The sequence below is a fragment of the Plantactinospora sp. A48 genome (assembly GCF_055793945.1).
On sequence record NZ_JBTIXF010000003.1, the window covers coordinates 1 to 19,000 of the forward strand.

Consider the following 19,000-nt stretch of genomic DNA (forward strand, 5'->3'; position numbering starts at 1 on the left):
TTACCCAGACCTGCGGGAGGACCTCCCCCTTGCCTTTACACCGGGCGGCCTCCCCCCCGCTACTCCCCCCCCGGTACGGGTCGGCAACCGGCTCGGTGCCGGTGCCGGCTGTGGTGGCGGAGCCCGGTGCCGCCGTCGTCCGCCTGCCACTCCCGCTTGGTGCGGTAGTTGTATTCGACGGGTACGACAGATTCGCCGAACACGACGGGCAGCCGGGCGACCCGGCACCGGCCCGCGATCTCCCGCACGGGTTGACCGCCGCCGGCCTGCGAACTCATCGGTCCGTGCCATTCCCGCGTCAACCGGTCGGGCACCTAGGATCGCCCAAATGGTCCAGCCGACGTACCCGATCCGAACCGCACGGCTCGCCCTGCGCCCGGTCACCCTCGCCGACCTCGACGACGTGTACGACTACCAGCGTCGACCCGACGTGGCGCGCTGGATGCTGGGCGCCGGGCCACGCACCCGCGAACAGTCCAGGGACTCCGTGGCGGCGATGGTTTCCGAGGACGTGCTGCGGGCCGAGGGTGACTGCCTGACCCTGGCGGCCGAGGCGGATGGCCGGGTGATCGGTACCGTCGAGCTGGTCTGGCGCAGCGCCGCCGAGCGCGCGGGGGAGATCGGGTACGTCTTCAACCCCGACCACCAGGGCCGGGGACTGGCCACCGAGGCCGTCGCCGCGCTGCTGTGCTGGGGATTCGAGAAGTTCGGTCTGCACCGCGTCTACGGCCGTTGTCACGCCGACAACACCGCGTCGGCCCGGCTGATGGCCCGGCTCGGCATGCGGTGCGAGGCGCGGCACGTCGAGAGTTACCCGTTCCGGGGTGAGTGGGCCGACCAGCTCGTCTTCGCGATCCTCGACCGGGAATGGCGGTCCCGGACCGGCCCGGCGGTGGCGTAGCGTCGATCCAGGGCGGACGCGACGGCGGACCGGGTGTGCGATGCGACATGCCCACTGGCTCCTGTCGGCCGGGGCCCGGAGGATCACCACGGCCGTTGGGATCGGGGCTGACGCATTGTGGTCAACGATGGCGGCGCTGGCTCAGTCGAGGAAGGGGCGAACGGCGGCGACGAACTCCTCCGGCGCATCACGGTGGATGCGGTGACCCACCGGTATCTCCACGAGCCGTCCGTCCGACACCAGCGCCGCAGCCTCGACCAGGTCCTGCTGCGGTACGTGACTGGCCGGCCCGCCGGCCAGCACCAGAGTCGGCGCGGTCACCAGCGGGATCCGCTCCCACCATCGGGGGTCCGGCTTGTTGAGCTGGCCGATGACGGCCGCCAGCGCGTCCCAGTCGAACGGCGGCTCCTCGACCGGGCGGGGCCCGAGGTCCAGACTCCGTGGCGCGGTTGCCTTCGGTGGGGCGCTGTCCTCGACGACCAGCCGGCGGATCCGCTCCGGGCTTTCCTGCGCGACCAGCCAGGCCACCGTGCCGCCCATCGAGTGGCCGATCAGATCGATGCGGTCGGCACCGAGCACGTCGAACAGGCCCAGCACGTCGTCGCGCATCAGTTCCAAGGAGTACGCCGCCGGCCGGTCGCTGTCGCCGAAGCCACGCAGGTCGACGGCGTGGACCCGGCGGTCGGTGGCCAGGGCGGGGAGCACCGGGTCCCAGCTCGACCGGTTGTTACCGCCGCCGTGCAGCAGCACCAGCGGGATCGCGTCGACCGGTCCAGCGATCGTGGCCGCCAGCCGTACCTCGCCAACGTCGAAATAGCGCGTCTCCGTCATGCGTGCCCCCAACGCCCACACCGGAATCCATCGTGTCGCCGGACGGTACCAGCGCTACCGCGGTAGCTCGGACCGCCCGGACGGATCGGCAACCTGTGAGCGGGTCGGTGGGCCACCGGCGGTGGGCTGCGGCTTCCGCCGTTAGGTTGGTGACCGGTGGGGGTAGACCGGGGCGCGACGCCGCTGGCGAGGAGGCGGGGATGGTCCAGTTGGGTTGGCTGCGTCGTGGTGCGGGTCGGCTACGCCACGGCTGGCTGCCGATCGCCGAGGCGACCCTGGCGGCGACCCTGGCCTGGGTGCTGGACACCCGGCTGGTCGGGCATCCGCAGCCGTTCTTCGCACCGGCCGCCGCCCTGATCGTGCTCGGCCAGACCCGGGGCCAGCGGATCCGCCGCGCCGTCGAGGTGGTGCTCGGGGTGGCCGGCGGGGTGCTCGTCGCGGACCTGGTGATCCAGGCGCTGGGCCCGCGCGGCACCTGGACGATCTTCACGGTCATCCTGCTCACCCTCGCGCTCGCCGTGGCGGTCGGGGCCAGCACGATCACCGTCGTACAGGCCGCGGTTTCCGCGCTCTATCTCGTGGTGGTCAGCCCCACCACGACCAGCCTGGTGCCGTTCCGCTTCGTCGACGCGCTGATCGGTGGTGGCGTCGCGGTGCTGGCCAGCCAGCTCGTGGCGGCCCGCAACCCGCTGGCCCCACTGGTGGCGCAGGCCAGCGAGCTGTTCGGCCAGCTCGCTGGGCTGGTCGAGGAGATCGGCGGAGCGCTGGAGCGGCACAGCGAGCCCGGGGCCCGGGCGGCGCTCACCCGGGCTCGGGGCATGGACGCCGCGGTCGACAGGTTGCAGGCGGAGGTCACGGCCGCTGGCGAGGCGCTGCGCCTGCACGTACGTCGGCGTCGGCACCTGCGCCGGGTACACGCGGTGGACGCCTCGACCCGGCAGGCCGACTATGCCGTCCGCAACGTCCGGGTGCTGGCGCGGGCCGCCGTGACGCTGACCCGACTGCCGGCCGGGGTACCGACCGACCTGCTCGCGGCGCTGCGGTCGCTGGCCGACGCCGTGCGGGCGGCCGGCGAGGCGCTGGCCGCCGACCTGACCCGGGAGGACGCCGCCGCCGACCGGTACGCCGAGGAGGCGGAACGGGCCGCGTTGGCGGCGGTACGGCTGGCCGGCGGCCTCTTCGCGGCGGGACCGCCGCTGCCACTGATCATGATCATCGGCCAGGTCCGGGCCACCGCCATCGACCTGTTGCGTGGGGTGGGCGGCGATGACGACGCCGAGGTGCTCGCCCGGGTCGACGACGCTCTCGGCCTCCCCCCGGTCTGACGTAAGGAAGGGCACCTTGTTATCGCTTTTTGTATAGCAAGGGCCCCTTGTTAACTCCGGACCCGTTAACGTCGGACCCGTTAATTAACGCCGGACCCGTTAACGCCGGACCTGTTGTGTTCGCTGGATCGGTTGCGCAGGGCGTGACACCGGTGTGGCCGGCCCGCGCCTGGTGCGCTCAGTCCGGGCGGACTCCGGTGTCGTCGAGGAGGGCGGCCAGCTTCTTGGGCGCCACCGTCCGGTAGGCATCGGCGCACAGCTCGGCGATCTCGGTCCAGTCGACCCCGCCGTCCAGCCGTACGCCCAGCCAGCCGCGACCGCCCACGTACGGTGGCCGGAAGAACCGCTCGGGATCAACCGCGATCAGTTCCGGCTGGGCGCCGGGTGGGGCGGCGCACCACAGGTGTGGAAACCCGTTCCGGTGGTGGCCGTCCTCGTGCAGCATCACGAAGGTGGTCTTGCCCCGGACGAACCAGGTCGGGGCGCCGTGGCTGGGCCGTTCGGTCACCTCGGGCAGGGCGAGGCAGATGGCGCGTACCTGTTCCAGCAGATCCATCCGCCCCACCCCTGCCCTCCAGGCACGTCAGTAGGCGTAGGTTACCGAGATCGTCACGTTGGTGCAGGAGCTGGCGTAGCTGGTCAGCGCGCTCTTCTCGGCGCTGTCCACGCTCAGCCGCCAACGGGTCTTCACCGCCGTCCATTCGCCGACGTACCGGCACCGCTCATAGGTGGGCATCCAGGTGGCCGGATCCTGGTCACCCTTGGCCTGGTTGACGTTGTCGGTCACCGCGGCGAGTGCGCGGTAGTCGCCCAGGTCATTCGCGTACGACTGGCGGCGGCTGGTGGTCCAGGAGCGCGCTCCGGAGTCCCACGCCTCGGCCAGCGGTACGACATGGTCGATGTCCAGGTCGGCGGTGGCGGTCCAGTACGCGGCGTCGTAGTACGAGTACCACCGCCCGCCGGACAGCGAACAGCCGGAGCCGACCGAGGGCGCGGTGACCGCCTCCGCGATCAGCACCTCGTACCGGGTGTTGCAGCCGTCGCCGTCGGCGTCGATCCAGAGCGGGAAGAGGCTGCGGCTGTAGCCGGTGCGTACCTCGGTGGCGACTGGCAGGTTGGCGATCATCGTGCGCAGCGGCTGCGAGGTGCTGGCCGCGTGGGCGGGGCTGACCAGGCCGAGGGTGGCGGCCGTGATGCTGGCCAGCAGGGTGGCCGACCAGCGGAGAACTCGGGACATGCTGACTCCGATCGAAGAAGTTCGCTGGATACAGCTAGCCCCATGAATGCGTCTGCTGGCAATACACGGAGGTGAACGATTGCGGAACGGCACTCCACGGACCTGGACAGCTCGGGCCGGTCGGCGGAACCTGGGCGTTGAGTCGGCGTCGGCGCCGTTGTCCGGTACCCGTCGACACCTTCGGCCCCGGCCTTCCCCGGCCGGTCGCGCAGGGCGTTGACCTGGGCGCCCGCGGGTGCGTTGACCGATCGTCGGGAATCTGACTCCCGCTGCCCCGTTGTGCCAGGCAACTACGGTGGTTAAGCTTGATCTGCGCGCTCCAATCGCCCGCTTCCCCCGTGGCAGGCGATCGGGGCGCGCACCTATTTGTTCAGGGTGTCCTTCTCGGGGTGTCGCCGCGCTTCCGCGCCGGGGTGGTTCCAACCCCCGCCCCCGACTGTGACCACAACCTGGCTATGGCCACGCCCTGACCGGCCGAGAGCACATCCCCCGCCGAACGCGAGCGACCTTCCACCGTCCCGGCCGGTCGACGAGCGGCCTTCCACCGTCCCGGCCGGTCGATCAGTGCGGCGGGCGGTGCAGAGGTGCGGCCGGGTGCCGGAGCCGCCCGGCCCGGCACCGGCTCAGATCCAGCGACCGCCCAACCACATCCGCGCCGACCATTCGGCGTAGGTGAGCCCCTTGGCGACGAAGATCGGATAGAAGTACGCGAAGCAGATCGCCACCGCCAGCACGTACGCGCCGGCAACCGCCGCGCCGACCACCCGCCGGTCGACGCGGTCGTCATCGGGTGCGGGTGGGGCCTCCAGGCGTACCGGCAGGTCCGCCGTGACCGGACTCATGATGGCGCCGAGCACGTACACCACGGCGAGGATCAGGAACGGCACGGTCGGCGCCGCGTAGAAGGAGAACATCGTCCGGCTGTCGAAGGCGTACCAGAACCAGGGCAGCAGACCCGCGCCCACGCAGAGCAGCAGGCCGCCGGCCCGCCAGTCCCGGCGGGCGATGCCCAGCCAGGCGGTGCCGACCAGGGCGGGCAGGAACGACCACCACAGCAGCGGCGTACCGAGCAGCAGCACCTCGGACGAGCAGCTCGGCCCCCCGCACGGCCCGTTGCCGGAGTAGTAGAAGGCGACCGGACGGCCCAGCAGCAGCCACTGCCACGGCCAGGACTGGTACTTGTGTGGCTTGTCGAGCGTGGTGTGGAACTTGTACACCTCGACGTGGTAGTGCCACAGGTTGCGCAGCGCCCCGATCACCGGCGGCTCTGAGTGCCCGCTGTCGGCCAGGAAGTGCCGGAAGTAGCCGCCGTCCGTGAGGAACCACCCCGACCAGGACAGCAGGTAGGTGCCGAGCACCAGCACGCCGCTGAGTACCAGCCAGCCGAACTCACCGGCCAGGGTGTCGAGCCAGGGCCGCCGGATGCCCACCGAGCGGCGCGCGCCGACGTCCCAGAGCACGGCCAGGATGACGAAGGCGACGACGAAGTAGATCGCGCTCCACTTCACCGAGACGGCGCAGCCGAGCAGCACCGCCGAGCCGAACCGCCACCACGGCACGCCGGTGGGCAGGTGCCGGGTGCGGGTCGGATCGAAGCCGTCCTCCAGGGCCCGCAACCAGCGCTTGCGGCGCATGTCGCGGTCCAGCACCAGCGCGCCGAACGCGGCGAGCACGAAGAACATCAGGAACCCGTCCAGCAGCGCGGTCCGGGCCAGCACCAGCTGGAAGCCGTCCAGCGCCATCAGCAGTCCCGCCGCGCAGCCGAGCACGGTCGACCGGAACATCCGGCGGGCGATCCGGACCATCAGCAGCACCCCGAGGATGCCGACGATCGCGGCCGAGATCCGCCAGCCGAACTCGGGCGCGGTCGTGGTCAGGTGCCCCGGCACGGAGATGTGCTGGTCGTTGTCCGCGTAGCCGAACGCCCACTCACCCAGTGCGATGAGCCACTTGCCCAGCGGCGGGTGGACCACGTACGACGGGGTGTTGGTCTCGTAGTTCCACTCGGCGCCGTGGTTGAGCAGCCCCCAGGCGTCCCGGGCGTAGTAGATCTCGTCGAAGATCTTCCCCGGCGGATGGCTGAGGCCGACCAGCCGCAGGATCGCGGCGATCGCCACCACGACGAAGGTGGCGAGCCAGGATCTGGAACCGAGTCGGTCCTCCAGTGGCGCCAGCCGACGCCGGACGGCGTCCGGCAGCCCCCGCGCCGCGGGGGTGCCGGTGGCCGCGTCCGGCGGCACCGCTGGGTCATCGGCCGCTGAGCTGGGATTATCGCCGGTACGGGCGTTGTCCGGGCTCGTGGTCTGCGCTGTCGACGCCGAGGTCACCAAGCGATCGTAGGCTGCCAGGGTCAAAAACGGTGGCTCTCATCACCGTCGGCCCGCCAATCGGGAATGATCCACAAGGAGTCGCCACGTGTCGGAGAACCCCGGAAGCGGCCGGTTGGTGCTGGTCGGAGCGCCGTTGGGCAACCCTGCCGACGCCTCCGCCCGGCTGCGTGAGGTGTTGACCACGGCCGATGTGGTGGCGGCCGAGGACACCCGCCGGCTGAGCCGGCTGAGCCGGGATCTGACGATCACGCTGTCCGGGCGGGTCGTTTCCTACTTCGAGGGCAACGAGGAACGCCGTACCCCAGAACTGGTCCAGGCCCTCCTCGACGGCGCGACGGTGGCGGTGGTCACCGACGGCGGCATGCCCAGCGTCTCGGACCCCGGTTACCGGCTGGTACGCGGCGCGCTGGAGGCCGGCGTACCGGTCACCGTGGCGCCCGGCCCGAGCGCGGTCACCACGGCGCTCGCGGTCTCCGGGCTGCCCTGCGACCGGTTCTGCTTCGAGGGCTTCCTGCCCCGGTCCGGCGGCGCCCGGCGCAGCCGGCTGCGCGAACTGGCCGCCGAGGAGCGGACGCTGGTGCTGTTCGAGGCCCCGCACCGGATCGCCGGCGCGCTGGCCGACCTCGCCGAGGCGTTCGGCGCGGACCGGCCGGCCGCGTTGTGCCGCGAGCTGACCAAGACGTACGAGGAGGTGCTGCGTCGGCCGCTCGGCGAGCTGGCCGAGTGGGCCGCCACGGCGAACCCGCGCGGCGAGATCACCCTGGTGGTCGGCGGCGCCCCGGCCGGTCCGGCGGTCCGGCCCGACGACGACGCGCTGCGGGCCGCCGTGTCGGCGCTGGAGGCCGCCGGAGCCTCCCGGCGGGACGCCATCGCCGCCGTCGCCACCGAGTATGGCCTGCGCCGGCGCGAGGTGTACGCCGTGGTCCACGCGCCCTGACCGCCGTTGACGCCCGTCGGGCGGCGTCCTGCGGGCTCGCCGCCGGGGGCCGATCGAGGATCCACCCTCCTCGGTCGCGGATCCGCTGCCGCCCCGGTCGCGGCTCAGAAGGTCGCCAGCAGGAAGCCGGCGACCAGCAGGACCGGGCCGGCCAGCGCGACCAGGGTCGCGCTGCGCCGTACCTGGAGATCCGGCAGCCGGCGGGCCCCGGTCGCCCAGACGATCCCCGGACCGCACAGCAGCGCCGCGACCAGGCCGAGCAGCCAGCGCAGGTGCCGGTCGGCGGCACCGGCATCCGCGTACGCCTTCCCGGCGCCGGCGTCGACCATCCGGGCGCCGACCCGGGTACCCGTGGCGCGTGCCTTCGGGCTCACCCCGGTGACCGACACGGCCGGGCTGGTCCAACCGGCTTCGGCCGTGAACCCGCCCCGGCAGTGCAGCCCGACGCCGTGCCCGGCGCACCAGGAGATGGTCACCACCCCACGCGCGCCGTGGCCCGTCGCCAGCCACAGCGGCTCGGCGGTGACCCACGAGAAGAAGCCGGCGGCCAGCGCGAACAGCACCAGCCCGGTGAGCCCGACCAGTGGACGCCGGGGTGGCGGCGGCGGTCGGGTGGCCCGGTGCGCCGCCGCCCGTGCGGCACGCCAACGGCCCAACCAGGTCTCGCGTTCCCGCCGGACGGGTCGACCATCCCAGTGGACATCCTCGATGGGCAGCCAGAAGGCCGGTTCGTCGACCCCCTCCACCGGCCCCGCCGGGTCGGCATCCGTCCCGGTCCGGCCACCCTCGCCGGGGGCGGACCACCCGGTCGGCTGTTGCCGCACGGGTGCGCGTCGGGGTAGCGAGCCGACCGGGGCTCCGGTGGTGGCCTCGATGGCCGGTTCGGCCGTACCCTCCGGTGGGCTGACGCTGTCCGGCGGACCGGTTGCGGTACCGACCCGTTTGCCGGCTCCGGTTCCCGCCGCCTTGCCCCGGCGCGGTGCCGGCGCGGGGCGGCCCACGCCGATCCCGTCGGTGGCTGGTTTGCCCGCTCCGATCGCGCTGCCAGCCGGCCCGACCGGTGCGGTGGCGACCCCGCCATCGAGCGGTTCCACTGGTTGGGCGCCGTCCGCGCCGTCGGCTGGCCCGGCCGCTTCGGCGGTCTCCAGGTCGCCCACTGCCGGTGCCGGCTGCGGGCCGGTCGGCCCATCCGCGGCGTCGCCCGGTGCGGGCTCGGCATCCTCGCCCGGGTCGGCCGGGGCCGGGACCGTCCGGGCCCGGGGTGCCCGGACCCGTCCCGTGGCGATCCGGACGGTGGTGACGGCCGGAACCTCGTCCGGACCGGTCCCGCCTGTCCCGGCGTCTGTCCCGTCTGTCCCGGCGTCGGCCCCGTCTGCCCCGGCGTGGGTCCCGCCTGTTCCGGTGTGGGTCTCGGTCGCCTCGGCGTCGGCCCCGGCCGCCTCGGTGTCGGTCCCGCCCGCCTCGGTGCTGGGTCCGGTCGTGTCGGTGCTGGATCCGGGCGTGTCGGCGTCGGCATCGGGTGTGATCGGGGTGTCGGGTACGGGTTGCGGGTCGATATCGGTCGCGACCGGAGCGTCGGCATCGGGCGGGGTCGAGTCCTCCGCGCCCTTCCGGGCCGGCGGGGCCGTCGCTCGTCCGACGACCGGCGCCGGCCGGCCGGGGGTGGGCGCGGGGACCCGGCCGGCAGCCGGCGCGGAAGCTCTGCCGGAAGCCGAGCCGGGAGTCGCGCCGACGGCCGGAGTGGGTGGAGGGAGGGCGCCGGCTGGTGCGGGCGCCCGGCCCCGGGCGGATGTTCTGCCCCGGGCCGGCGGTACGACGGGAGGGTCCGTCCGGTTTTCGGCAGCCTGACGCGGTGCTGGGTCTCCAGTCACCTCGCCATTGCACTACGGGTTACTGATCGAAACCAACAGGTGACTCGGCGTGTCGAAGTGGGCTTGATTGACCATTCCGGCCGGCCCGCGTCCGGCGCCACCGGCGTTGGTTCACGGCCGTGCCCGGTGGGTCATTAGGCTTGCCTGTCATGAGTCACGTTCTCGCGGCGGTCGCCTGGCCGTATGCCAACGGCCCGCGTCACATCGGCCACGTCTCCGGTTTCGGGGTGCCCTCCGACGTGTTCAGCCGATACATGCGAATGGCCGGCCACGACGTGCTCATGGTTTCCGGCACCGACGAACACGGAACCCCCATCCAGGTGCAGGCGGACAAGGAGGGGGTCAGCGCCCGGGAGCTGGCCGACCGCTACAACCGGGTGATCGTCGAGGACCTGCACGGGCTGGGTCTCTCGTACGACCTGTTCACCCGCACCACCACCCGTAACCACTACGCCGTGGTGCAGGAGATCTTCGAGGGGATGTACCGCAACGGCTACATCATCCCCCGGGTGACCATGGGCGCCATCTCGCCGTCCACCGGGCGGACCCTGCCGGACCGCTACATCGAGGGCACCTGCCCGATCTGCGGCTACGACAGCGCGCGCGGCGACCAGTGCGACAACTGCGGCAACCAGCTCGACCCGGTCGACCTGATCAACCCCCGCTCGAAGATCAACGGGGAGCCGCCGAAGTTCGTCGAGACCGAGCACTTCTTCCTGGACCTGCCGGCCCTGGCCGCTGCGCTCGGCCGGTGGCTGGACAGCCGCGAGGGCTGGCGGCCCAACGTGCTGCGGTTCTCGAAGAACCTGCTCGACGACCTCCAGCCCCGCGCGATCACCCGGGACCTGGAATGGGGCGTACCGATCCCGCTGGAGGACTGGCGGGACCGCACCGACAAGCGCATCTACGTCTGGTTCGACGCGGTGATCGGGTACCTTTCCGCCTCCATCGAGTGGGCCCGGCGCAGTGGTGACCCGGAGGCCTGGCGGAAGTGGTGGGCCGCCGACGCCGAGGGCAAGACCGCGCGCGGCTACTACTTCATGGGCAAGGACAACATCGTCTTCCACTCGGTGATCTGGCCGGGGCTGCTGCTCGGGTACTCCGGCGAGGGCGACCGGGACGGCGAACCCGGCCGGTACGGCCGGCTCAACCTGCCCACCGAGGTGGTGTCGAGCGAGTTCCTCACGATGGAGGGCCGCAAGTTCTCCTCGTCCCGCCAGGTGGTGATCTACGTCCGGGACTTCCTCGAACGGTACGACGCCGACGCCCTGCGCTACTTCATCGCAGTGGCCGGACCGGAGAGCCAGGACACCGACTTCACCTGGGCGGAGTTCCTGCGCCGCAACAACGACGAACTGGTGGCCGGCTGGGGCAACCTGGTCAACCGGTCCGTCTCGATGGCCGCCAAGAACTTCGGCGCCATCCCGCCGATCGATCCGGCCGGGCTCACCGAGGCCGACGAGGCCCTGCTGGCCACCGCACGGGCCGGGTTCGGGACGGTGGGTGACCTGATCGGCCGGCACCGGCAGAAGCAGGCGATCGGCGAGGCCATGCGGGTGGTAGCCGAGGCCAACAAGTACCTCTCCGAGCAGGCGCCCTGGAAGCTCAAGGGCGAGGCCGACAAGCCGCGGATGGGCACCATCCTGCACGTCGCGCTCCAGGTGGTGAGCGACGCCAACACGCTGCTCACCCCGTTCCTGCCGCACTCCGCCCAGAAGATCCACGAACTGCTCGGCGGCACCGGCGTACACGCCCCGATGCCGTCCATCGTGCAGGTCGAGGATCTGGACGGCGGCCCGGCGTACCCGGTGCTGACCGGTGACTACACCACCGGCGCGCGCTGGGAGTCGACGCCGATCGAGCCCGGTCGCCCGCTGGCCGCGCCCAAGCCGGTGTTCCGCAAGCTCGACCCGTCGATCGTCGAGGAGGAACTGGCCCGCCTGGGCGGCTGACCGGGCCGTGGCGGCTGCCTGGCGGCCTCCGGGCGACGGCGGTCCGCGTCCGGGTGACGGCGGTCCGCCCGGCCCGTCACGCCGCCGGGTAGACCAGGTCGACGCTCCGGTCGTCGCTGACCTCGCCGACCGGAGCCCACGCCTCGTAGATGCCCCGTTCGTTGCACTGCGCGCCGAGGGCGGCCACCGAGTCCTGGTCCGGCCGGCACAGCCGGACCCGCAACCAGGCGCCGTCGGCCCGCAGCACCAGACAGCGCGCTCCGCGCCAGGTCGCGAACCGCATCCGGCGGCGTACCGCATCCACCGGGAACCGGGCGGCCCGGGTCATCGCCAGCACCCGGAAGCCACCCGGCAGGTCGGCCACCGCCTCGTACTCCTCGCCGTGCCGTTCGCCGACCAGCCGCGCGGCCGGCTCCTCGCCGGCCGGTACGTACTCCTGGTCGGGGGAGACGCCCGGCACCGCCGCCAGCAGGTGCCGCCAGCGCGGCCCGGCCATCCGCAGCCACCCGCGCTGCTCCGGCCGGTACGTGTAGAGCACCACCTCCTCACCGGAGGCCGGGTACGCGACCAGGGCCGCGTTGGCCGGCATCGGCAGGTCGGCCAGGTCGCGGGTGACGAACTCCGGGATGAGCTGCCGGCCGCTGGGGGTGAACCCGGTGCCGAGCACCGGCGGACCCACCCGGTCGTGCGGTGGCATCGTGACCAGTCCCGGGTACGTCCCGGCGGTCGGGAACTCGTAGTCGATCGGGTCGATGGCCCGCCAGCGCAGCGCGAAGGCGACCTCCGAGTCGTCCCGGGCGGGGTCGGGATCGCTGCGCAACACCGCCAGGTCGTTCGGGGTACGCAGGTGGGCCACGTCGTACTCGCGGTAGCAGAAGCCGTACGGCAGCCAGCCCCGGACGAAACCGGCGAGCTGCCGCGCCGAGAGCACCTTCACCATCGGGGTGCCGCGCCGGATCACGGCCGAGGCGCGGAGCGCGGCCAGCACCGGGTCGGCGGCGGCGGCCGGCCGCTGGCTGAGCTGGTGCAGGTCGGCCCAGGTGCGCCGCCGGCTCACCGGTGCCATGAGCGGCGCGTCCAACTCGCCGTCCCCGCTGGCACCCCGGACCGCGTCCACCTCGCTGGCGTGGACGTAGCGGTGCCAGGGCAGTCGGGCCTCCCGCTGCGGGCTGGGCTCGAACCCGGCGGCGGGTTCGGCGCTGAACACCTCGTACGCGGCGCCCCGGGCGATCTCGTCGGCCGGATAGGCGACGCCGTCGAGGGAGACCCACAGACCGGTCGCGGTCGCCGGGAGCTGGTGGGATCCGGGGCTGAGGCTCACACCTGGAGACGCTAGGCAGATCCGGTTCCCGGCAGATGAACAGGAGGTTTACAGTCGATCGCGACCGTCCGGATATCCGCGGCTGCGGAGCGCGACGCTCAAGCCGGGTGGCCTGCCAGGTGGTCCGGGCCGCACCGGTGGCGTCGGCCGTCGACCACGTCCGCCCGTATGTGATGCTGGCCGATGATGAGTGAGCCGACCGAAACCCGCCGCCAGCGGGCCGCCCGCCGGGCCGGCGAGTTTCCGCCGGCGCCCGAGCCGCTGCCCGTTCCGGTGCTCGACAGCCATACCCACCTCGACATCACGGTCGCCGAGGCCGGCGTACCGTCGCTCGGACCGGCGACGACGGACACCGCGCCACGAGTCCCGGGCTCCAACGCCGCCGCGCCACCGGTCGCGGGCTCCGGCGCCGGTGGTCCGGTGGTCGGCGGTCCGGGCGGGGTGGGCGCCGATCCGGTCGAGGTGATCGTGGCCGCGGCCCGCGCGGTCGGGGTGGACCGGCTGGTACAGGTCGGCGTGGACGTCGAGTCCTCCCGCTGGGGTGCCGAGCTGGCGGCCCGGCATCCGGCGGTGCTGGCCACGGTCGCGCTGCATCCCAACGAGGCACCCCGGCTGGCCGACCTGGACGAGGCGTTGCGCGAGATCGAGGCGCTGGCCGGGCAGGACCGGGTACGCGGGATCGGTGAGACCGGGATGGACTTCTTCCGTACCGGTGAGGAGGGCCGGGCCGCGCAGGAGACCAGCTTCCGGGCGCACATCGCCATCGCCAAGCGGTACGGCAAGCCGCTGATGATCCACGATCGGGACGCGCACTCGGACGTGCTGCGGGTACTCGACGACGAGGGTGCGCCGGACACCGTCGTGCTGCACTGCTTCTCCGGCGACGCGGAGTTCGCCGCCGAGTGCGTCCGGCGCGGGTACCTGCTCAGTTTCGCCGGCACGGTCACCTTCGCCAGCGCCGCCGCGCTCCGCGAGGCGGCCCGGATCACGCCGGTCGACCAGCTGCTCGTGGAGACCGACGCCCCGTTCCTGACGCCGACTCCGTACCGGGGCCGGCCCAACGCGTCGTACCTGATCCCGCTGACCGTCCGGGCGCTCGCCGACACCACCGGCACCGAGCTGGCCAAGCTGTGCGCGGCGATCTCCGCCACCGGCGACCGTGCCTTCGGCGGGTGGTGATGGCAGGGCTGCTGGGGCCGGTGGAGATCCGGGAGTTGGCGGCCCGGCTCGGGGTGACGCCGACGAAGAAACTCGGGCAGAACTTCGTGCATGACCCGAACACGGTCCGTCGGATCGTGGCCGCCGCCGGCCTCACCGGGGACGACGTGGTGGTCGAGGTGGGACCGGGGCTGGGCTCGCTGACCCTGGCCCTGCTGCCGGTGGTCCGGCAGGTGCACGCGGTCGAGATCGATCCGGTGCTGGCCGGCGCCCTGCCGGAGACCGCGACCCGGTACGCCGGACCCGCCGCGGACCGGTTGCGGGTGCATCGCGCCGACGCGCTGCGGGTGACCGCCGCCGACCTGGGCGAACCGGCGCCGACGGCGTTGGTGGCCAATCTGCCCTACAACGTGGCGGTGCCGGTTGTCCTGCACCTGCTGGCCGAGCTGCCGACGCTGCGCAGCGGCCTGGTCATGGTGCAGAAGGAGGTGGCCGACCGGCTGATCGCCGGTCCCGGCTCCCGGGTGTACGGCATTCCCTCGGTCAAGATCGCCTGGTACGCCACGGCCCGTTCGGCCGGGCGGGTACCGCCCAACGTGTTCTGGCCGGTGCCGAACGTGGACTCGGGGCTGGTGGCGTTCAGCCGTCGCGAGCCGCCCGTCCAGGACGTACCCCGGGAGCTGGTCTTCGCCGTCGTGGACGCGGCGTTCGCACAGCGCCGCAAGACCCTGCGCGCCGCCCTGGCCGGTTGGGCCGGCGGGCCTGATCGGGCCGCTGCCGCGCTGGTCGCGGCCGGTGTCGACCCCACCGCCAGGGGTGAGTCGCTCACCGTCGAGCAGTTCGCCGCGATCGCCGCGTCGGCCCCTGCCGGTACGTCGGCCGCACAGTAGGCTGACGGCGTGCCCGCCGAGGAGGAGTTGGTCGTGACCACGCCGTTCGAGTTGCGGCTGCGTGTCCGGGACATCACCCCGTGACGGAGGCATGGCGCCCCGACGAGGACGACGAAACCTCGCGCCGGGGCGCTGCCGGGCCGGTGCGGGTGCGCGTTCCCGCCAAGATCAACCTTCATCTCGGCGTGGGCCCGTTGCGCCCGGACGGCTTCCACGAGCTGCACACGGTCTACCACGCCATCTCGATCTACGACGAGTTGACTGCCCGGCGCGGTGACACCCTCACCCTCACCATGGAGGGTGAGGGCACCGGAGAGTTGGCCCTGGACGAGACGAACCTGATCATCCGGGCCGCCCGGGCGCTGGCCGCGTACGCCGGGGTGCCGGCACATGCCCGGCTGCACCTGCGTAAGCAGATCCCGCTCGCGGGTGGGCTGGCCGGCGGCAGCGCCGACGCGGCCGCCGCGCTGGTCGCCTGCGACGCGTTGTGGGGCACCGGTCTGACCCGGGACGACCTCGCCAGCGTCGCCGCGAGTCTCGGCTCCGACGTCCCGTTCCTGGTCTTCGGCGGGACGGCGCTGGGCACCGGCCGCGGCGAGGCAGTCAGTCCCGTACTCGTCCGACCCACCACCTGGCACTGGGTGGTGGCCATCGCCGACGGCGGGCTCGCCACCCCCCGGGTCTACGGCGAACTCGACCGGTTGCGCGACGCGGGGGTCGCACCACTCCCCGTTGGCAGCCCGGACGGGTTGCTCGCGGCGCTGCGCCAGCGCGATCCGGCGATACTCGGCGAGGCGCTCGGCAACGACCTGGAGTCCGCGGCCCTCTCCCTGTGGCCCGCCCTGGCTGACGTGCTCGACGTCGGGCGGGACGCCGGGGCGCTCGCGGGAATCGTCTCCGGATCCGGTCCGACCTGCGTCTTCCTCGCCACCGACGCCGGCCACGCCGACCGGGTGGCTGCCGCGCTGACCGCCGCCGGAGTGTGCCGGCTGGCCCGCACCGCCCACGGTCCGGTGGCCGGGGCCCGGGTCGGTTGACCGGCTCGCACCGCCGGGCGGAATCGTCGGGCGTTACCCTTGGCGGCGCCCGAGACGATCGAGACGACCGACCGAGAAGACGGAAAGGTGGGGTTCGTGGCCAACATCGTCAACCTGGACCGCGTGTCCAAGGGCTATGGCGCTGCCGGGCTGCTGCTCACCGACGTGTCCCTCGGGCTCGACGACGCGGACCGGATCGGCGTGGTCGGCCTCAACGGTGCGGGCAAGTCCACCCTGCTGCGGCTGCTCACCCGCGCCGAGGAGCCGGACGACGGCCGGGTCACCCACCGCCGTGACCTCCGGGTCGCCGGGTTGCCCCAGCAACTACGGCTGGATCCGGAGGCCACCGTGCGCCAGGTGGTCCTCGGCACCGCCTGGCTCGCCGAGGACATGGGCGCCGAGCACGAGTGGGCCGGCGACGCCGGGGTCCGGGCCATCCTCGACGGCCTCGGCATGCCGTACCTCGGGCTCGACCAGCCGGTCGGTCCGATGTCCGGCGGCGAACGGCGGCGGGTGGCCCTGGCCGCCCTGCTGGTTCGCGAGTCCGACCTGCTCGTCCTCGACGAACCCACCAACCACCTGGACGTCGCCGGGGTGGACTGGCTTGCCCGGCATCTGGTCGGTCGGCGTGGTGCCCTGGTCGTGGTCACCCACGACCGGTGGTTCCTGGACGCCGTCTGCACCACCACCTGGGAGGTCGCCGACCGCGCGGTCCGAGCGTACGAGGGCGGTTTCGCGGCCTGGACCCTCGCCCGCGCCGAACGGGCCCGGGTGGCCGCCGCGACGGAGGCCCGGCGCCAGAACCTGCTGCGCAAGGAGATCGCGTGGCTGCGGCGCGGGCCGCCGGCCCGGACCTCCAAGCCGAGGTTCCGGATCGAGGCCGCCAACGCGCTCATCGCCGACGAACCGGAACCCCGGGACACCGTCGCGCTGCACCGCCTGGCCACCGCCCGGCTCGGCAAGCAGGTGTACGACCTGACGGACGTCACCCTCACCGCCGGCGACACCCCTATCCTGCACGACCTGACCTGGCAGGTCGGACCGGGCGACCGGATCGCCATCGTGGGTGCCAACGGCGCCGGCAAGACCACCCTGCTGCGGCTGCTCGCCGGGGTACGCGGCCCGGACTCCGGCACGATCCGTACCGGTGCCACCGTCCGACCCGCCTTCCTTTCCCAGGAACTGGCCGAACTCCCCGGCGAGTTGCGGGTGCTGGAGGCGGTCGAGGAGGTGGCCCGGCGGGTCGTGATCGGCGACCGGGAGGTGGCCGCGTCCCAGCTCGCCGAGATGTTCGGCTTCGACGACCGGCGGCTCTGGACGCCGGTACAGGATCTCTCCGGTGGTGAACGGCGTCGGCTGCAACTGCTGCGGCTGCTCGCGGCCGAACCCAACGTGCTGCTCTTCGACGAGCCCACCAACGATCTGGACACCGACACCCTGGCCGCGCTGGAGGACCTGCTCGACTCCTGGCCCGGCACGGTGATCGTGGCCAGCCACGACCGCTACCTGATCGAGCGGGTCACCGAGGTCGTGTACGGCATGTTCGGCGACGGCCGGCTGGTCCACCTGCCGGGCGGGGTGGAGGAGTATCTGGCCCGGGTCGGCGACGGCGGCATGCTGGCCCGGCGGATGGCCGGCGGACCGGCAACGGCGGGCTCGAGCACCGGCTCGGCGACCGCCGGCGACACGGGCCCGGACGGTACGGCCCCGGCCGGAGCGCCCCGACTCTCCGCAGCCGAGGCACGCACCGCGAAGAAGGAGCTCAACCGGCTGGAACGCCAGATCGGCAAGCTGGAGCAGCGGGAAACGAGCCTGCACGAACAACTCGCCCAGCATGCCACCGACTACAACCGGGTCGCCGAACTCGACGGCCAACTCCGGGCGTTGCGGGCCGAGCGGGAGCAGATCGAGGAAACCTGGCTCACCCTCGCCGACCAGGTGGGCGACGCCTGACCGACGGGGGTGTCGGGCGGCTGTCCCGGGGCATGCGCGAGAATTCCAGGTGACCACCCCCGGCACGTTGGAGATTTCGACATGGCGCACAACCCCGTCAACCACCCCGCGCGGCCGGTCTACCGGGCGATCACCGGTCTGATCGGCCTCTACTCGGTGATCTTCGGCATCTTGGGCGTGATCCAGAACGCCGGCGAGGAATTCTTCGGTCAGGACGACACCCTGGTCCTCGGCCAGGGCGTGAACCTCGGCGGCTCCGTGCTGTTCGTGGCGCTGGGCGCGGTGATCCTGATCGTCACCGGTGTCGGTCGCAACATCGACGTGCGGGTCAACAAGCCGCTCGGCTACCTCGTGATGGCGCTCGGTCTGGCCGCGCTCGCCCTGCTGCGTACCGAGGCGAACCTGCTCGACTTCAGCCTCGCCACCTGCATCGTCACCATGCTGCTCGGGCTGGTCCTGCTGACCAGCGCGATGTACTGCGCCGTGGGTACCGAGGACGAGGCCAAGGCGTCCCGGGACGCCCGCCTGGTGCTCTGACCCCGGTACGACGCCGAAGGGCCCCGCGATGTCGCGGGGCCCTTCGGCGTTTCCACCCGACCGGGAGGGCTGGCCTTTCCCGGTTCCACCGCGAAGTGGGCCGCTGAACAGCGACAATCCGGAAGGATCGTCACCGTGCCGAGGAGGCGTCGTGCCCCACTTCCCGATCAACCATCCGGCCCGGCCGCTCTACCGACTCATCGCCGGACTCGTCGGGCTCTACATCCTGATCTTCGGGATCCTGGGCGTCGTCGAAACCTGGGACAGCCCGCTGTTCTCCCGGGCCAGCCACTGGGTGCTGGGCCTGCGGGTGAACCTCGCGTTCGCGCTCGTGTCAGTGGTGTTCGGCATCGGCCTGATCATCGGCGCGTCGCGGCGGGGCAACCTCGGTCACTTCATGAACCTGACCGCCGGTGTGGTCTTCATGGTCACCGGGCTGGCCATGATGACCGTGCTACAGACCTCGGCCAACTTCCTCAACTTCTCGATGTCGACCGTGATCGTCTCGCTGCTGTTCGGGCTGGTCTACCTGGCCACCGGCCTGTACGACAAGGTCGGCCCGCACGAGCACGCGAGCCTGGAGAACGCCAAACCAACCCGACCCGAACCGCAGCCCGAGCCACAGGCTCGACAACGCTGATCCAGAGAGAGGTCCCTCAAGCCTGACCGCCCAGAGTGGGGTGTCCCGGGGGTTCTGGCGGGGCCGGTCCACGTCGGGAT

General features: G+C 72.5%; 17 protein-coding genes. 10 read left to right on the forward strand and 7 right to left on the reverse strand.

Annotated elements, in window-relative coordinates:
* Positions 1-59 precede the first annotated feature (59 nt).
* Complete coding sequence (locus tag ACXN5W_RS02660) at positions 60-278, reverse strand: hypothetical protein (protein WP_473156515.1); 219 nt, start codon at positions 276-278, stop codon at positions 60-62.
* Positions 279-328: 50 nt separating this feature from the next.
* On the opposite strand from ACXN5W_RS02660, the gene ACXN5W_RS02665 reads away from it, so the two are divergent.
* Positions 329-901, forward strand: coding sequence for a GNAT family N-acetyltransferase (locus ACXN5W_RS02665; RefSeq protein WP_473156516.1), 573 nt, complete (start codon positions 329-331; stop codon positions 899-901).
* Positions 902-1,042: 141 nt separating this feature from the next.
* Here ACXN5W_RS02665 and ACXN5W_RS02670 read toward each other — a convergent pair whose 3' ends face one another.
* Entirely contained in the window at positions 1,043-1,732 is a 690-nt protein-coding gene (locus tag ACXN5W_RS02670) for an alpha/beta fold hydrolase (RefSeq protein ID WP_473156517.1), read from the reverse strand.
* Positions 1,733-1,932: 200 nt separating this feature from the next.
* Here ACXN5W_RS02670 and ACXN5W_RS02675 point away from each other — a divergent pair, with 200 nt between their 5' ends.
* Positions 1,933-3,057, forward strand: a complete 1,125-nt coding sequence (locus tag ACXN5W_RS02675) for an FUSC family protein (RefSeq protein WP_473156518.1) — start codon at positions 1,933-1,935, stop codon at positions 3,055-3,057.
* A 178-nt stretch (positions 3,058-3,235) separates the two neighbouring features.
* Here ACXN5W_RS02675 and ACXN5W_RS02680 read toward each other — a convergent pair whose 3' ends face one another.
* The 3 genes from ACXN5W_RS02680 to ACXN5W_RS02690 form a co-directional block, all read right to left on the reverse strand.
* Positions 3,236-3,613 carry an MmcQ/YjbR family DNA-binding protein gene (locus ACXN5W_RS02680; RefSeq protein ID WP_473156519.1) on the reverse strand — a complete coding sequence of 126 codons (378 nt, stop codon included), beginning with the start codon at positions 3,611-3,613 and terminating at the stop codon, positions 3,236-3,238.
* A 27-nt stretch (positions 3,614-3,640) separates the two neighbouring features.
* Entirely contained in the window at positions 3,641-4,294 is a 654-nt protein-coding gene (locus ACXN5W_RS02685) for an HNH endonuclease family protein (RefSeq protein ID WP_473156520.1), read from the reverse strand.
* A gap of 623 nt (positions 4,295-4,917) precedes the next feature.
* Positions 4,918-6,621: a dolichyl-phosphate-mannose--protein mannosyltransferase gene (locus ACXN5W_RS02690; protein ID WP_473156521.1), complete on the reverse strand. Its 1,704-nt coding sequence runs from the start codon at positions 6,619-6,621 to the stop codon at positions 4,918-4,920.
* Between the two features lie 88 nt (positions 6,622-6,709).
* Here ACXN5W_RS02690 and rsmI point away from each other — a divergent pair, with 88 nt between their 5' ends.
* A complete protein-coding gene (rsmI, locus tag ACXN5W_RS02695) occupies positions 6,710-7,561 on the forward strand; it encodes a 16S rRNA (cytidine(1402)-2'-O)-methyltransferase (protein WP_473156522.1) in 852 nt (283 codons plus the stop codon).
* Positions 7,562-7,665: 104 nt separating this feature from the next.
* Here rsmI and ACXN5W_RS02700 read toward each other — a convergent pair whose 3' ends face one another.
* The gene (locus tag ACXN5W_RS02700) at positions 7,666-8,718 is read right to left on the reverse strand and encodes a hypothetical protein (protein ID WP_473156523.1); all 1,053 of its coding nucleotides are present in this window, start codon (positions 8,716-8,718) and stop codon (positions 7,666-7,668) included.
* 863 nt (positions 8,719-9,581) lie between these two features.
* Here ACXN5W_RS02700 and metG point away from each other — a divergent pair.
* Positions 9,582-11,384, forward strand: a complete 1,803-nt coding sequence (metG, locus tag ACXN5W_RS02705) for a methionine--tRNA ligase (RefSeq protein ID WP_473156524.1) — start codon at positions 9,582-9,584, stop codon at positions 11,382-11,384.
* 76 nt (positions 11,385-11,460) lie between these two features.
* Here metG and ACXN5W_RS02710 read toward each other — a convergent pair whose 3' ends face one another.
* Complete coding sequence (locus ACXN5W_RS02710) at positions 11,461-12,705, reverse strand: hypothetical protein (protein WP_473156525.1); 1,245 nt, start codon at positions 12,703-12,705, stop codon at positions 11,461-11,463.
* Positions 12,706-12,891: 186 nt separating this feature from the next.
* Here ACXN5W_RS02710 and ACXN5W_RS02715 point away from each other — a divergent pair, with 186 nt between their 5' ends.
* From ACXN5W_RS02715 to ACXN5W_RS02740, 6 genes are all read left to right on the forward strand, one after another.
* On the forward strand, positions 12,892-13,884 hold the full coding sequence (locus tag ACXN5W_RS02715) for a TatD family hydrolase (RefSeq protein ID WP_473156526.1): 993 nt from the start codon (positions 12,892-12,894) through the stop codon (positions 13,882-13,884).
* Positions 13,884-14,753 carry a 16S rRNA (adenine(1518)-N(6)/adenine(1519)-N(6))-dimethyltransferase RsmA gene (gene rsmA / locus ACXN5W_RS02720; RefSeq protein ID WP_473156527.1) on the forward strand — a complete coding sequence of 290 codons (870 nt, stop codon included), beginning with the start codon at positions 13,884-13,886 and terminating at the stop codon, positions 14,751-14,753. The genes ACXN5W_RS02715 and rsmA overlap by 1 nt, the downstream gene beginning before the upstream one ends.
* Positions 14,754-14,833: 80 nt before the next feature.
* The gene (locus tag ACXN5W_RS02725) at positions 14,834-15,790 is read left to right on the forward strand and encodes a 4-(cytidine 5'-diphospho)-2-C-methyl-D-erythritol kinase (RefSeq protein WP_473156528.1); all 957 of its coding nucleotides are present in this window, start codon (positions 14,834-14,836) and stop codon (positions 15,788-15,790) included.
* 96 nt (positions 15,791-15,886) lie between these two features.
* Positions 15,887-17,743, forward strand: a complete 1,857-nt coding sequence (locus ACXN5W_RS02730) for an ABC-F family ATP-binding cassette domain-containing protein (RefSeq protein ID WP_473156529.1) — start codon at positions 15,887-15,889, stop codon at positions 17,741-17,743.
* A gap of 81 nt (positions 17,744-17,824) precedes the next feature.
* A complete protein-coding gene (locus ACXN5W_RS02735; RefSeq protein WP_473156530.1) occupies positions 17,825-18,280 on the forward strand; it encodes a DUF4383 domain-containing protein in 456 nt (151 codons plus the stop codon).
* A gap of 151 nt (positions 18,281-18,431) precedes the next feature.
* The gene (locus tag ACXN5W_RS02740; RefSeq protein ID WP_473156531.1) at positions 18,432-18,920 is read left to right on the forward strand and encodes a DUF4383 domain-containing protein; all 489 of its coding nucleotides are present in this window, start codon (positions 18,432-18,434) and stop codon (positions 18,918-18,920) included.
* Positions 18,921-19,000: the final 80 nt, after the last annotated feature.

Coding starts and splice junctions, on each gene's coding strand:
- ACXN5W_RS02665 (WP_473156516.1), top strand. CDS start 329: ATGGTCCAGCCGACGTACCCGATCCGAACCGCACGGCTCGCCCTGCGC.
- rsmA (WP_473156527.1), top strand. CDS start 13,884: ATGGCAGGGCTGCTGGGGCCGGTGGAGATCCGGGAGTTGGCGGCCCGG.
- ACXN5W_RS02685 (WP_473156520.1), bottom strand. CDS start 4,294: ATGTCCCGAGTTCTCCGCTGGTCGGCCACCCTGCTGGCCAGCATCACG.
- ACXN5W_RS02670 (WP_473156517.1), bottom strand. CDS start 1,732: ATGACGGAGACGCGCTATTTCGACGTTGGCGAGGTACGGCTGGCGGCC.
- ACXN5W_RS02680 (WP_473156519.1), bottom strand. CDS start 3,613: ATGGATCTGCTGGAACAGGTACGCGCCATCTGCCTCGCCCTGCCCGAG.
- ACXN5W_RS02660 (WP_473156515.1), bottom strand. CDS start 278: ATGAGTTCGCAGGCCGGCGGCGGTCAACCCGTGCGGGAGATCGCGGGC.
- metG (WP_473156524.1), top strand. CDS start 9,582: ATGAGTCACGTTCTCGCGGCGGTCGCCTGGCCGTATGCCAACGGCCCG.
- ACXN5W_RS02675 (WP_473156518.1), top strand. CDS start 1,933: ATGGTCCAGTTGGGTTGGCTGCGTCGTGGTGCGGGTCGGCTACGCCAC.
- ACXN5W_RS02735 (WP_473156530.1), top strand. CDS start 17,825: ATGGCGCACAACCCCGTCAACCACCCCGCGCGGCCGGTCTACCGGGCG.
- ACXN5W_RS02715 (WP_473156526.1), top strand. CDS start 12,892: ATGAGTGAGCCGACCGAAACCCGCCGCCAGCGGGCCGCCCGCCGGGCC.